Genomic DNA, 13,881 nt, shown 5'->3' on the forward strand with positions numbered 1-13,881 from the left:
ATAAACCTTTTATCCAAGGGTCAAATTTAATTGCGGCGGGGTTTTTCTTAAGTCATCAAATTCTTTCGCTAAAGAAAAAGCTTCTTCTTCTGTTAAAAGCCCGCTCTGTATCTTTATTTTAATCGCTTCTCTTTTTTCCATCCAATTTCGAAGCATGATTTTAGACATCGTCTCTTTAAAGTGCTCCTCAGCTTTTGAGCGGTCAACCTTTTTTTCAAGTATTTCTTGAAGAAGCCTTTGGTGATCTTCTGTTTCTTCATTGGCAATCGCTTCGATCCAATCAAAATGAGTACCGTTAAAATGGGCAGCAAGGATTTCTTGATAAAGCGCTTTGCAAATCTCGGTGTGAAAGTAATCCGGTAAAATATTATTCTTAGCCCAACTCATAAACCGCTTTTTTTCACTGCTTGCTAAAATCAGCCATCTTAAGAAATCCGATTCGAGGATTTTATGGGGGTCAAGAGGCTTATAGGATGTGAAAGCTTCCCTTTTAATAAATTCAGGGGGTTTTATCGACATCGCTGAAAGAAGCGTGCTCTCGGGCAAATTTGCTAGCTTAGCAAGTTTTTTTAAACTCTCATGAACTAAGACCTCGCTCTTCCATTCCCTGACTTGCCCTCTAATTTCTGAGATGACTTGCGTTTTAATAGCCGGGGAATTCATATCTCTTAACGCCGAGCGATAATGGAAAAGAAATTCTATATACTCACTGGCCCCTTTCAAAAGCTCTTCAAAAGCTTCAAACCCTTTATTTTTTAAAAAGCTGTCGGGATCTTCTTTTTCAGGTAAAGCAACAACCCTTGCTTCCACTCCTTCTTTTAAGAAAAGCTCTCCAATTTTACAGGCCGCTTCCTTTCCGGCTTTGTCCCCATCTAAAACAAGATAGGCAGTTTGAACCCCAAGCCGCAAAAGCTCTTCAAGATGCCCTTCTCCAAAGGCTGTGCCTTGTGCTGCAACAGTCAAGTCAAAGCCTCCTTCAATAAGCCTTAAAGCATCGATTTGCCCTTCGACTATAATCACACGCCTTTCCTTAGCTATTCGCTTTCTTGAATAATTTAAGCCGAAAAGGGTCCTTGATTTTTTAAAAACAGGGGTTTCCCTCGTGTTTACATACTTCCCTCCAAAAACGCTTTCTTTAATTTTACGGGCGGAAAAACCAATGATGGCACCCGATGCATGATGGATTGGGAATGTGATTCTCTCATTAAAGAATTCGCGAAGCTTCCCCTCATCTGTCTTGGTTAAAAGACCGCTTTCAACGAGGATATCATCACTAAAGTTATTCTCGTGCATGAATTTTCTGAATAACCCCATAGCTTTTGGAGCCAAGCCGAGCCGAAAGCGCTTAATGAACTCAAGGGTCAATCCCCTTGTAATAAGATAGGAAAGAGCTTCTCTTCCCTCTTCTGTCCTTAAGAGGAAAAACTGAAAAAAAAGAGAGGCTTTATCAAGGGCTGCTTTTATGAGGGGTACTTGATCATTTTTTTCAAGCTCAAGAGAGAGCTCAAGGGGCACAGAAAACCTTTCAGCAAGGGTTTCAACGGCTTCTTTAAAAGTCATCCCCTCTCGGGTAATCAGATAGTGGATGGCATCGCCATGAGCGCCGCAACCAAAGCAATGGTAGTGGCGGTCCCCTTTTTGAACAATGAAAGAAGGCGTTTTTTCATCATGAAAAGGACAAAGGCCCTTATAAGAAGCCCCCGATCTTTTAAGCTCCATTCGAGCCGACAGAAAATCTACAAGGTCTACTCTTTGTCTTAAGGTATCCAAACTCTCTTTTGTAAAAACGACCATGACGTTTCTTTAAACCCAAGTTTTAAGTCTATCACCAAGAGAATTTTTTAACTTATCTTGCGAAGCTTTTAAGTTCATATTTTAGGTAAGAGCATACTGGCTTTTCTTATTTTTTTGCAGAAATTTAATGATTGCAGGGCAAAATTGAGGTAAGTCATTGGGGTCTCGACTTGAAATAAAATTTTGATCGACAACTACAGGTTCATCCACCCAATTTGCCCCGGCATTAATCAAATCGTCTTTGATTGCATTTACGGAAGTGCACCTGACTCCATTGATGACTTTTGCTGAAATGGGCACCCAGCCGGCATGGCAAATAAAGGCAATAAGCTTTCCCTGGTCGTAAAACTTTTTTGTAATTTCAAGAACTTTTTTATCCACCCGAAGCTTATCCGGAGCATAGCCTCCCGGGATTATTAACGCTTGAAACTGATCGACATTAACCTCATTAAAGCCAAGATCCGACTTTACCGGAACGCCGTGTTTGCCGGTATAGACAGTTTTTGAAGCCGGACCTGCCACAAGAACTTCGGCTCCGGCTTCTTTTAAACGAATTTTTGGATAATGAAGTTCCATATCTTCAAAAGTATCTGCTGCAAAGATAAGAATTCGATTCCCTGAAAGTTCCATAAAAAAGCCTCCCTGCTTAATTTTATTTATTTTACCCGGTAGTAGGGTTTTGTTAAGGCATCGACAAAGTCATCGTCTCTTCTTCCTGCCCAATCGACTTCATCATCATCATCGGGAAGCGCAAATACGCGGCTATTTACGAAAACCGAGCAGCAAGGATAATAGTAGCGATGCTTATAGGCTCCGTAGGGGATGCCCTTTCTGTAATAGTTTTGGGTGCATGAACAACATCTTCCGGCATCGCAGCTTGTTCTTTCATAGGAGTTGGCTTGTATTGAAGATAATAATAGAAAAACAAAAGTTGAAAAAAAGGCTATTCCTTTAACCATAAATCCCTCTCTATAGATGAGTTACACCCTACGAACCTTAGAATAAGGGGTAAAAAGCATAACCATGTCTAAATTTTATAATTAAAAATTTTTTGATAAACCGCAAGTCGACTTAAGAATTTTTTGGATATTATTCCACAGGCCATGCTAGTTTTATACCCATGAAACTTCAAAAATTTAACTTAAACCCAAGTTTTAAGTCTTTTAAAACAAGGAACGAATGAATCTCATTCGTTATCATGTATCTACTTTATGGAAGAAATAGTCGGTTTAATCGAGCGTATCACTTTTCAAAATGAAGAAACGGGCTATGCGGTCATAAAAATTAAAATCAAGTCCATCAAAGACTTAGTGACAGTTATTGGCACTTTTCCAGGTATTCAGATTGGAGAAACGATAAGACTTTTTGGTGTTTGGAAACAGCATTTGATCCATGGCAAGCAGTTTTCAGCAGAACGGTTTTCAATCGAAATGCCGGTTGAAATTGAAGGCATAAGAAAGTATTTAGGGTCGGGCCTTATCAAAGGAATTGGCCCTATTTATGCTGAGCGAATCGTTCAAGCCTTTGGAGATGAGACACTAGTCGTTATTGAAAAAACTCCAGACAAACTTCTAACGATAGAAGGCCTTGGCAAAAAGCGCTTGGAAGCTATCAAAGAGTCCTGGCAAGCTCAAAAATCAATCCGCAATTTGATGATTTTTCTAAGGACTTATGACATTAGTCCGGGCTCCGCTTCAAGAATATTTAAGCTCTATGGCGAACAAGCGGTTTTCAAGATAAAAGAAAACCCTTACTTACTTGCGAAAGAAGTTCATGGGATTGGCTTTAAAACCGCTGATACGATTGCAAGTAAAATGGGTTACCCTCACGACTCTCCGTTAAGAGTGGAATCAGGTCTTCAGCATATTCTTTTCACCTTGTCTGAAGAAGGCCACACTTGTTTGCCGGAAAGCGAGCTTTTGGAAAAAGCAAAAGAAGAGCTCGCCCTTGAAACGGATTTTCTTAAGAGAAATTTGGAAAACCTTCTCAAAGAAGGCACCCTCATTCAAAATAATTTGGTTTACGAAGGAGCCCTTCTCCCTTTTATTTGGACAAGGCCCTTATTTTTAAGCGAGATGGGGATTGCCAAAGAATTGAAAAGACTGACAGCAAGCGAGAGCCGCCTTAGAAAAATTGATCTAAAAAAGGCTCTAGAATGGGTTCAAAATAAGTTATCTATTAAACTTGCCGAAAAGCAGGAACTTGCCGTAAAGGAAGCTGTCTCAAAAAAAGCTCTCATCATAACAGGGGGGCCTGGAACCGGCAAAAGCACCATCACTAATGCCGTCATTTCAATTAGCGAGGTCTTAACAAATAAAATCGTCTTAGCGGCACCAACCGGAAGAGCGGCTAAAAGAATGAGTGAAATAACTAAAAAGAAAGCGTCGACCATTCACTCCCTTTTAGAATATGACTTCACAAAAGGCGGCTTTAAAAAAAATCGGGAAAATCCAATCGATTGCGATCTTATCATTATCGATGAAGCCAGCATGATCGATACGCTTTTAATGTATCAGCTATTAAGAGCCGTCCCCGATCATGCTAGAGTGATTTTTGTTGGCGATATACATCAGCTGCCGAGTGTCGGTGCAGGAAATGTTTTAAAGGATCTCATTGCCTCTAGACAAATTGCAGTAAAAGAGCTAAAGGAAATATTTCGCCAAGCCCAAGGCTCCAAGATCATCACTAATGCCCATAGAATCAATCTTGGGCAATTTCCAGACCTTCGTAATGACCCTCAAAGCGACTTTTTCTTTTTGGAAGCAAAAGAGCCTGAACTTGTATTAAAAGAAGTCCTTTCCCTAGCTGCCACAAGGCTTTCATCCAAATATGGTTTCGACCCTAAAAAAGACATCCAAGTGATCGCTCCGATGAGAAAAGGAGTCATCGGGATTGAAAATTTAAATCGCGAGCTTCAAAAAGAGCTAAATCCAAAAGAAGAAGGGCTCTCCCGCTTTGGTCAGATTTTTAAAGAAAATGATAAAGTCATGCAAATTCGCAATAACTATAAAAAGCAAGTTTACAATGGCGACATAGGGTTTATTAAATTCATAAATTATGGCGAACAGGAGCTTACAGTTTCTTTTGATTCGCTCGATGTTTGCTATGAATTTTCAGAAATGGATGAGCTTGTCTTAGCTTATGCCGTGTCTGTCCATAAATACCAGGGAAGTGAAGCGCCTTGCATTATTTTTCCAATTCACACAAGCCACTTTAAAATGCTGCAGAGGAATCTTCTCTACACAGCTGTGACAAGAGGAAAAAAAATGGTTGTTTTAGTCGGACATAAAAAAGCTCTTGCCATAGCTGCTAAAAATGATGAAGTCAAAAGAAGATACACGGGTTTAAAACAGGCTCTTATGAATATTTAATGAACTTTAAACTTTTTTATTTATTCCTCTACCTATCTTTTTTTTGCCTCCTTTCTTTTTATGGGAATTTGTCTTTAAAAACGGCTCTCCCAACTGAAACGGATGAACTTGTTTTTTATGCTCAAGAAAATGGGGATGATTTAAGACGAACTTTTAAAAGCGCCATTGAATCTGCTAAGAACTCTATCCTTATTTCTATCTATAACATCAATGACTCTCTTATTATCAATGCTTTAAATAAACAAGCTGAAAAGCAAAAGAAAATTACAATCTATTACGATGCCAAAGCTAAGGGAAACTTTCCTTCAAACTTCCATCCGAAAGTACGTTTAATCCCCTTTTTCGGCAAAGGTTTGATGCATCAAAAAATTATGATTATTGATGACAAAACGATCTATTTTGGCTCCGCAAATTTGACCTGGTCCTCACTTTCGCTCCATGGAAATCTTGTGGCCGGCTTAACTTCAGAAAAAGCGGCCCATTTTCTTAAAAATTGCTTGGAATGCCAGTTTTCAAGCACACCTTTTTGTCCGACCTATAGGGAAGAGAGTCCTTTAAATTTTGAACTATGGATGCTTCCAAAAGCCAAGCAATCCGTCGATAAGGTAAAGCAGCTATTGGCAACTGCAAAAAAAACAATAAAAGTCGCTATGTATACTTGGACAAGAGGAGATTTTGCAGAAAGCCTTATTGAAGCTAAAAATAGAGGAGTGCATGTTGAAATTGCGGTCGATGGCAATTCAATGGGAAAATTCTCAAAAGCTATGAAGATCATCAAAAATGAATCTATTCCCCTTTATCTTTATAGAGGGCCCGGGCTTCTTCATCATAAATTTGTTTGGATTGATGAGACCATTCTCATTCATGGCTCCACAAATTGGACAAAAGCTGCTTTCAATCAAAATTACGAATCCTTTATGATTTTAAATCAATTAACCTCCAAAGAAAATCTATATCTTAAAAATTTATGGAAAAAAATAATCTCGGATTGCAGCCTTGTGAACAACCCCTCTTAAAAGTAGCTCTTGTAGGCTATGGAAAGATGGGGAAGGAAATTGAATCCATCGCTTGCAAAAATAACGTTGAAATTAAAGCGAAGCTCGATTTAAGGACTATGAGCCCTTTGGAGATAGAGAAAGCGGTTTCTTTTGTTGATATATGCATTGACTTTACCCGACCCGAGTCTGTCTTAAACAATATTAAAATTCTCTCGCATTTAAAAAAAAATGTGGTGATTGGAACTACCGGTTTTGAAAAGCATTTGCCGGAAGTTAAAAATCTTGCACAAAAAAATGAGATTGGGATTTTGTATTCCCCCAATTTTTCAATAGGAGTGCTCCTTTTTATTGAAATCATAAAAAAAGCAGCCACCCTTTTTTCTCCTTTTTCCGAGTATGATGTTTCAGGCTTTGAAGCCCACCATAAAGATAAAATCGACATGCCTTCCGGAACTGCCAAACATATTGGCGATACGCTCCTCAATGCCATAAATAGAAAAACAAAAGTGGTCTATCAAAAAGATACCCTTCAAGATCCAAAAGCTGAAATCTCATTTTCTTCCCTTCGTAGTGGCGCAATTCCAGGAACACACACCGTATTATTCGATTCTTTTGCAGATACAATTACCCTGACTCATTCTGCAAGAAATAGATCCGGCTTTGCAAGCGGCGCTTTATTTGCAGCTCACTGGCTCAAAGGGAAAAAAGGATTTTTTACATTAGATGATATTTTGGGATCTTTTAACAAGAGTAAAAAATGAAGTTAACCGATGGTGTTTATACGGCCCTGATCACTCCTTTTCAGAACGATATGAGTTTGGATTTAGAGGGATTAAAGGAGAATATCAACTTTCAAATGGAAAGCGGGGTTCAAGGCGTTGTCGCCTTAGGGACGACTGGCGAGTGTCCCACCATCGAAGAGTTTGAAAAAGAGCTTATCATCTCCGCAGCCAAAGAAGCGCTTAACGGGCGCGGGCATTTGATGGTCGGCACAGGAAGCTATTCTACCAAGGCAACGATCAAAGCTACGAAAAAAGCAAGCGAACTTGGAGCCGATTCGGCTTTAGTTGTAGCTCCCTATTACAATAAACCTCCCCAAGAAGGTCTCATTAAGCATTTTTTGGAAGTTGCAGATGCCTCTTTGGTTCCTATTATTCTCTACAATGTTCCGGTAAGGTGCGTGACAAATATTGAACTTGCAACCTATCTTAGGCTAGTCGAACACGAAAACATTATCGGCATAAAAGAAGCTTCAGGAAACATTCTTTTTATTACGGAAGTGATTCGAAAAATTAGGGAAAAAAGAAAAGATATCCTTATCTTCTCAGGAGATGATACCTTAACCCTTCCTATTCTTTCCTTAGGTGGAAATGGGGTAATCTCTGTCGCAAGCAACCTCATCCCCTATGAACTTCAAGAGTTTGTTAGACAATGCTTAAATTTCGAATATCAAAAAGCTCAAACTAAATTTTATGAGCTTTTTCCTCTTTTTCAAGCCTTGTTTCTAACCACAAATCCGATTCCTGTAAAAAAAGCCATGGCTCTTCTAAATAGAAAAGCCGGTCCTCTAAGGCTGCCTTTAATTGAAATGAACGAAGCATTAACTTTGAAACTCACTCAAATCATGAATGAAACTCTTTTAGAAAGAAGTCTAATTTAAGAGGAACAATGGTAAAACGAAATGCAAATATAGCAAAACTTAAAGGAAGCTATCTCTTTCCTGAAATAGAAAGACGAAAAAGAGCTTACTTAGATAATAAAAAAGATTCTAAATTATTAAGCCTTGGTATCGGGGATACAACTTTACCCATTCCGTCTTTTATCACAAAAGAAATGGCAGCTTTTTCAGAAGGACTTGGAACCTTTGAGGGCTATCATGGATATGGTCCTCCCTTTGGCGGCGAAGCTCTACGAGCAGCCCTATCGGTTCATCACTATCAAAACATAATCCCGGCAGATGATATTTTTATTTCAGACGGAGCAAAACCTGATATCTTTAGATTACAAGCTCTTTTTGGACAGGATTCTTTAATAAGCGTGCAAGACCCGGCTTACCCTGCCTTTGTCGACACAAGCGTTTTACAAGGTAGAACCTTAGGGTTTAATGAAGACAAGCCGGGCTACGAAGGGATCACCTACCTTCCCTGCAAGCCTGAAAATGATTTTTTTCCTGATTTAGATAAAGCTAAAGGAACGGATCTTCTTATTCTTGTCTCCCCTAACAACCCGACAGGAAAAGCTTTTAACCGTAAAGAACTTCAAACTATTGTCGATTTTGCTTTAAAAGAAAAAATCCTGATTATATACGATGCGGCTTACTCTTCTTATATCCGATCTAAGGATACTCCGAAAAGTATTTATGAAATTGAAGGCGCCAGGGAAGCTGCTATTGAAATGAATTCATTTTCAAAAATGATTGGTTTCACGGGGGTAAGATGCGGGTTTACAGTCGTACCGAAAGAACTGCATTTTGAAGACGGCTCTTCGATAAAGAAAGATTGGGAAAGAATCATATCGACTTGTTTTAATGGAGCTTCAAATATCGCCTCTATGGGAGCTCTAAGAGCCTTATCGCCCGATGGCTTGCGGGCCATTAAAAAAATGACCGATTATTACTTGGAAAATGCTCATCTTTTAAAAAAGGAAATGATTTCGCTTGGATTTGAAGTCTATGGCGGTGAAAACGCGCCCTTTATCTGGATGAGAAGAGGTAAAAAAGAAGATTCCTGGGATCTATTTAATGAATTTCTAACAAAAGCTGAACTCATAGTGACACCCGGAAGCGGCTTTGGCCCTGCCGGAAATGGCTTTATACGCTGTTCTGCTTTCATTGAAAGAGAGTCCCTTCATCAAGCCCTCTCTCGGCTAAAGCGTCTTTATGCTTTGACTTGATGGTTAAGCATAAGTACTCTAAAAAGTGTCGAGGCTCTTGAATGTTCTTTCGGCACTTTTGCAAGCCTTAAACTTAAACTCGGGTACTCGAAAAAAAATAGCGCAGATTTTCCGTTTTGATTAATTATGGAAAAAAATTTGTTACGAAAATTTATATCCTGGTCAAAGTGTTTTAAAAATTTGCTATAACAAGAGATTCTGTATAAGATTCTTTTTGAATAAGGGTTTAGAGGGCGGTTGTAGCCAAAAAAATCCTTTTGAAAATCGTTAAACAATTCGAGCATTTTCTGGTGTACAATCGAAAGAGGCGGACAAATTTGAGAAATGCCCCCTTCTTCTTTACTTCCAAGTCGATATTTTAAGGAATAGACTCTTCGTTTAAGTTTTTTGCAAACCCTAGTGGATTGCCGGGAGCGGTGATTTTTAAGCTTGTCATGAAGAACTTTTGCTATCCTTAAATAATAGGAGGCCTTTTTTGAAATCTCTTCATTTTTTAATCTGCAAAAAAGCATGTCTTCTTCAAAAGAATCAATAGCTCTGCAGAAAGCTTTTATGATATTTCTAAGACGCGCTTTTTCAAGATCTAATATCCAAAATACCAACCGGACAAACCAGCATTCACGATACCAATACCCTTTTTTATCCAAATTTATCGTTTGCTTTTGTTCACAAGCCAAAAGAAACTGTTCTAGCGAATCGTTGATCGCAACCGGAAAATTTTTCGTTTTCATGAAAACGTGATCAAACCTTGAATGTCTGTTTTTCCAACATCTGCCTTTCCAACAAGTATTCTGACATTGTTTGAAATGTTTTTATCCACTTTTTCATGAGAATGGCCGGAAAGAATCAATAACTTTTTGCTAGGGAACTTAAAAGATATTTCTTTAATCATATCACCTGCGCTTTTACAAATAAAATGAGGCGCCCAATTATCATCGCAATCTTTCCCTTCGTAAAGACAAGCTTCTCTAAAAGGCAGGATGTGGGTTAATAAAATAATCGTCTCAAAATCTTGATAAGCTTTAGTAAGTTTAATTTTTAATTGATCCGCACACTCTTTTCCAAGTGTTAAAAGCTTTAAAGCTAGGTCCTGGCCCTTTAAGGGGGCGAGATCTATAATATTATCATAATCGCTTAATCGAATGGTGGAATTTAAAAAATCTCCTTCTTGGGAGTCTGCCCATAAATCGGCTCCTATAAGGGCCGTCTTAGAGCTAAGTGGGATAATTTCGCTCTCCGTCAAATAAGAAATGCCTTTACTTTCTTCTGAAAACTTTCGGGCGGCCGCTTTCATATCCACAATTTTCTCGAAATGAAAATCATGATTGCCCAGTACAAAGTAGACGGGACATTTTACTTTTGAGTAAATTTCTTTAAGCCACTTCAAACAATCTTTGCCATCGCAGATATCACCGCCGATCAATAGGGCCGCTCCCTCAAAATTGGATAAAGTTTGAAAATAGTCAGAAATCTGCTCTTCTTCGAGAGCATTAAGATGTAAATCTGTAATCCAGAGTAATTTTTTTTTAGAATGATCTCCAAGTGAAACTTGATGCATGTAAACGCCTTAAAATAAAGATTTATCCATCCATCTTAAAAAGATTCAAAATAATAAGCTATTAAGAAGTAATTATCCCTTCTTAAAATACGGGGAATTAAGGAACCAGTTAACTAATTATTGGCAAAGTTAATGAAATGAAAACTAGAAAAAAACTAATCTCTCTGCCTATTATGAGTTATAAACTCATTTAATATAGAGTAATATGAATTTATCCCCTGTTGAACTTGATCTTGAGAAAAACCCTTTTCAATATAGCGAGTTGCCCGAAAGCCAACAGGAACAAGCCAACTTTTTTAGCCGGACCATTACTTTTTTAAAAGCTGTGACCCCCCTTGAAGCTCTCGGCCTCTTAATTGCAGGGGTCGTACTTACTATTTTTTTTCCGGCCATAGCAGCTCCTTTTTATGCTTCCGGAATTTCTCTTCTTGTTACAAGAATTATTTGGAAAATTGGGTTTTATTTTGAAAACAGCTTTTTTCACGAATTAGAAAAAAGAGCCTCTTCCTTCCAAGAAAAACACCCCTACTTTCAACTTATTTTTTTTGGATCTTCTGTTGCCTTAAGCTACTTTATTTCATCTCTTGGTTGTGTTGCAGCCGTTGCAGCCGGCGTCTTTAGCGGAATAACCTTGCAAATGAACCATAAAAGGAAACTTGTTTCAGCTCAAAGAGAGCAGGATAATCTTATTGAAAAAAGAAATATTGAAGCTCTCTTGTAAATAAAATTGATCAAATTCTTTATCTTTTATTTTTTTATTGTTTTTTTATTATTTTTTTCTACAATATCAGCTATTAGATCTTGAAAGAAGGTGTTCATTTTGTCTGAGATTGAAGCTATTATTAGATTTGCATTTTCTATTTTCATTATAACAAATCCAATAGGCAATTCCCCGGCTATCTTAACTCTTGTAAAGGATTTCCCTCTTCAAAAACAGCGAGCCATCGTTATCCGGGAAGGTTTAATCGCCCTTGGAATTGCTTTATTTTTCCTCTTTTTCGGAACCTGGTTTCTAGGTTTACTCTCGCTTGAGGAATATGCCCTTGCCCTTTGCGGCGGACTTTTACTTTTTTTTGTCGCTTTAAGCCTTATTTTCCCGTCCCCTAAGGAAGAAAATGAAAAAAGCTCTAATAAAGAACCCTTTATAGTTCCGATAGCCACCCCTCTTTTGACGGGGCCAAGCTTAATTGCCATCATCATGCTATTTTCAAAAGATAGCGCAGGATTTATTAAAGTCCTTCTTGGGTTGCTTATTGCTTGGCTTGGCGTTATGCCGGTGCTTATATTTACCCCTTATCTTCAGAAGGCTTTCGGTAAAAAAGGTCTTTTGCTCTTAGAACAATTAATGGGAATGATTTTATCTTTTATGGCCATTGAAATGATTCTTAAAGGCATTCGTTTATTTATTAATCAGCTATCCTGATTTAGAGGTTTTTCATGGCAACTTTAACGATTAGCTCCATTGCGTTAACTCTTTTTCTTGTGATGGACCCATTTGGCAATATCAGCAGCTTCTTAAAACTGTTGGATAAAAACGAAAGAGAGCACTATCGGCTCTCTGTCTTAAGAGAAATGCTTTTTGTCTTAGCTATCATTTTATTTTTTAATGTCTTGGGCGAGTATTTGTTGCAACTGCTGCAAATTTCACCGACCACGGTTTACTTCTCCTCTTCTATTATCCTTTTCTTAACGGCGTTTCAAATTCTTTTTCCAACCTCTAAAAGCTTAAGACATAATCTTCCGGAAGAGCACCCCATTCTTATCCCTCTAGCGGTTCCCCTTATAGCCGGGCCCTCTCTTCTTGCCATGGTTATGATTTTCGCTCACGAAACCACATGGCTCCCTATGCTGATAAGCATTTTCATTGCTTGGTTGGCAGCGCTGATTGTACTTTTATTCGGTAGAGAAATTAAGAAATTTATAAAGGAAAACGGGCTTATCGCCCTTGAGCGCTTGATGGGTATGGTTCTTATTCTTGTAGCCATTCAAAAGTTTTTTGAAGGTGTGGCTCTTTTTGTAGAATCATTTAAAGCAGTCGCCTCTTAAATCTAAAACTATCATGAACTCTAATGTAAAACTGATTGTTTCATATGAGGGAACCCATTATTTCGGTTGGCAAAAAACTAAAACGGGCCCTTCCATTGAAGAAGAGCTTGAAAAAGCTCTAACCATTATTTTAAGACAAGCAGTTTCTTTGCAAGCTGCCAGTCGAACCGATAGAGGCGTTCATGCAAAAGGGCAAGTGGTCAATTTTGTGACCGATAAGCCCTTTGACCCGAAACGGCTTGAGTACAGTTTAAATTGCTTGCTGCCGGGCGACATACGGGTTCTTTCTCTTGGAATTGAGAAAGAGTCTTTCCACCCCACACTTGATGTGACAAAAAAGCAGTATCGTTATTTTGTTAGAAATACCCTAACGCATTATCCTGAAGATAGGCTTTTTTCTTGGCATATCCCTAAGCCTTTAGATCAAAAAGCCATGGTTAAAGCTGCAAAACACTTCTTAGGGGTTCATGACTTCAGCGCATTTTGCAATTCGATAAAGGAAAATTGCTATGAGAATACTATTCGGGAAGTTATACGCTTTGACATAGAAAAAAGCGAAGACTCAAAATTTTCCTTTATTATAGAGGGCAACCATTTTCTTTACAAAATGGTCCGGAATATGGTTGGTACTGTAGTTTATGCCGGGCTTAAAAAAATTGAACCTGAATCCATCCCTAACATTCTTTCTTCTAAGAAAAGAGCTTCCGCTGAAGTGACAGCTCCAGCTTTAGGGCTTACTCTTTATCAGGTCTTTTATTCCTGAAGTATCAGATGACTTCAAGATAACGAGCAAGCCACCATGCCACAATTATTGAGGCTGTAAAAGCCAATATCCATATCGAGTTAGGAAGCCATTTTACACCGGCGCCCGGATTGTCCCGGACTTCCAAAGTCCCGATGCCATAAGCAAATTCTTGAGGCTGGGGCCTTCCAAATAACTCCGGATGTTCTTTTAAAATGATATCTCCGTCTAAACCAAGAAAAGACGCATATTGTTTAATAAAGCCCTGAGCATAGATCGGAGAAATTAACTTTGATATTTCGCCGGTTTCTATAGCTTGTAAATAATTAACTCGAATGGAAGTCGCATTTTCGGCTTCCTTAAGCGATAAGTTTCTTTCTTTCCGCTTTTGCTTAAAAAGCTCTCCGACTTGCGTGGATTGGCTGGTCATTTTTTCTCCCCTACAGCGCGGGTTTTTTCATCCAAATATACCCTATTTCC

15 protein-coding genes are annotated in these 13,881 nt (G+C 38.5%); 9 read left to right on the plus strand and 6 right to left on the minus strand.

Annotated elements, in window-relative coordinates:
- Positions 1 to 9: 9 nt before the first annotated feature.
- From dnaG to CSEC_RS11655, 3 genes are all read right to left on the minus strand, one after another.
- A complete protein-coding gene (gene dnaG, locus CSEC_RS11645; protein WP_041018663.1) occupies positions 10 to 1,794 on the minus strand; it encodes a DNA primase in 1,785 nt (594 codons plus the stop codon).
- Between the two features lie 81 nt (positions 1,795 to 1,875).
- Positions 1,876 to 2,424: a type 1 glutamine amidotransferase domain-containing protein gene (locus CSEC_RS11650; RefSeq protein WP_041018664.1), complete on the minus strand. Its 549-nt coding sequence runs from the start codon at positions 2,422 to 2,424 to the stop codon at positions 1,876 to 1,878.
- 26 nt (positions 2,425 to 2,450) lie between these two features.
- Positions 2,451 to 2,753, minus strand: coding sequence for a hypothetical protein (locus CSEC_RS11655; RefSeq protein ID WP_041018665.1), 303 nt, complete (start codon positions 2,751 to 2,753; stop codon positions 2,451 to 2,453).
- A gap of 252 nt (positions 2,754 to 3,005) precedes the next feature.
- Between CSEC_RS11655 and recD2 the strand changes: the two genes are divergently transcribed.
- The 5 genes from recD2 (at position 3,006) to CSEC_RS11680 (ending at position 9,055) form a co-directional block, all read left to right on the plus strand.
- Complete coding sequence (gene recD2 / locus CSEC_RS11660) at positions 3,006 to 5,165, plus strand: SF1B family DNA helicase RecD2 (RefSeq protein WP_041018666.1); 2,160 nt, start codon at positions 3,006 to 3,008, stop codon at positions 5,163 to 5,165.
- 68 nt (positions 5,166 to 5,233) lie between these two features.
- Complete coding sequence (locus CSEC_RS11665; protein ID WP_161780991.1) at positions 5,234 to 6,181, plus strand: phospholipase D-like domain-containing protein; 948 nt, start codon at positions 5,234 to 5,236, stop codon at positions 6,179 to 6,181.
- Positions 6,133 to 6,924, plus strand: a complete 792-nt coding sequence (gene dapB / locus CSEC_RS11670; protein WP_053332039.1) for a 4-hydroxy-tetrahydrodipicolinate reductase — start codon at positions 6,133 to 6,135, stop codon at positions 6,922 to 6,924. The genes CSEC_RS11665 and dapB overlap by 49 nt, the downstream gene beginning before the upstream one ends.
- Positions 6,921 to 7,823 carry a 4-hydroxy-tetrahydrodipicolinate synthase gene (dapA, locus tag CSEC_RS11675; protein WP_041018668.1) on the plus strand — a complete coding sequence of 301 codons (903 nt, stop codon included), beginning with the start codon at positions 6,921 to 6,923 and terminating at the stop codon, positions 7,821 to 7,823. Before dapB ends, dapA begins: the two co-directional genes overlap by 4 nt.
- An 8-nt stretch (positions 7,824 to 7,831) precedes the next feature.
- The gene (locus tag CSEC_RS11680) at positions 7,832 to 9,055 is read left to right on the plus strand and encodes an LL-diaminopimelate aminotransferase (RefSeq protein WP_041018669.1); all 1,224 of its coding nucleotides are present in this window, start codon (positions 7,832 to 7,834) and stop codon (positions 9,053 to 9,055) included.
- Here the strand turns inward: CSEC_RS11680 and CSEC_RS11685 are convergent.
- Both CSEC_RS11685 and CSEC_RS11690 read right to left on the minus strand, forming a co-directional pair.
- Positions 9,040 to 9,786 (minus strand): hypothetical protein, encoded by a 747-nt coding sequence (locus tag CSEC_RS11685; RefSeq protein WP_041018670.1) that lies wholly within the window; start codon positions 9,784 to 9,786, stop codon positions 9,040 to 9,042. The genes CSEC_RS11680 and CSEC_RS11685 overlap by 16 nt on opposite strands.
- Positions 9,783 to 10,613 carry a metallophosphoesterase family protein gene (locus CSEC_RS11690; RefSeq protein ID WP_041018671.1) on the minus strand — a complete coding sequence of 277 codons (831 nt, stop codon included), beginning with the start codon at positions 10,611 to 10,613 and terminating at the stop codon, positions 9,783 to 9,785. The genes CSEC_RS11685 and CSEC_RS11690 overlap by 4 nt, the downstream gene beginning before the upstream one ends.
- Positions 10,614 to 10,818: 205 nt before the next feature.
- On the opposite strand from CSEC_RS11690, the gene CSEC_RS11695 reads away from it, so the two are divergent.
- The 4 genes from CSEC_RS11695 (at position 10,819) to truA (ending at position 13,422) form a co-directional block, all read left to right on the plus strand.
- Complete coding sequence (locus tag CSEC_RS11695) at positions 10,819 to 11,334, plus strand: hypothetical protein (protein WP_041018672.1); 516 nt, start codon at positions 10,819 to 10,821, stop codon at positions 11,332 to 11,334.
- A 99-nt stretch (positions 11,335 to 11,433) separates the two neighbouring features.
- On the plus strand, positions 11,434 to 12,036 hold the full coding sequence (locus tag CSEC_RS11700; RefSeq protein ID WP_053332040.1) for a MarC family protein: 603 nt from the start codon (positions 11,434 to 11,436) through the stop codon (positions 12,034 to 12,036).
- A 14-nt stretch (positions 12,037 to 12,050) separates the two neighbouring features.
- Positions 12,051 to 12,659, plus strand: coding sequence for a MarC family protein (locus CSEC_RS11705; RefSeq protein ID WP_041018673.1), 609 nt, complete (start codon positions 12,051 to 12,053; stop codon positions 12,657 to 12,659).
- A gap of 13 nt (positions 12,660 to 12,672) precedes the next feature.
- Positions 12,673 to 13,422, plus strand: coding sequence for a tRNA pseudouridine(38-40) synthase TruA (gene truA / locus CSEC_RS11710; RefSeq protein WP_041018674.1), 750 nt, complete (start codon positions 12,673 to 12,675; stop codon positions 13,420 to 13,422).
- A gap of 4 nt (positions 13,423 to 13,426) precedes the next feature.
- Here truA and CSEC_RS11715 read toward each other — a convergent pair whose 3' ends face one another.
- Positions 13,427 to 13,831, minus strand: coding sequence for a helix-turn-helix domain-containing protein (locus CSEC_RS11715; RefSeq protein WP_041018675.1), 405 nt, complete (start codon positions 13,829 to 13,831; stop codon positions 13,427 to 13,429).
- Positions 13,832 to 13,881: the final 50 nt, after the last annotated feature.

Source organism: Criblamydia sequanensis CRIB-18, from assembly GCF_000750955.1.
In the GTDB taxonomy this organism is placed as follows: domain Bacteria; phylum Chlamydiota; class Chlamydiia; order Chlamydiales; family Criblamydiaceae; genus Criblamydia; species Criblamydia sequanensis.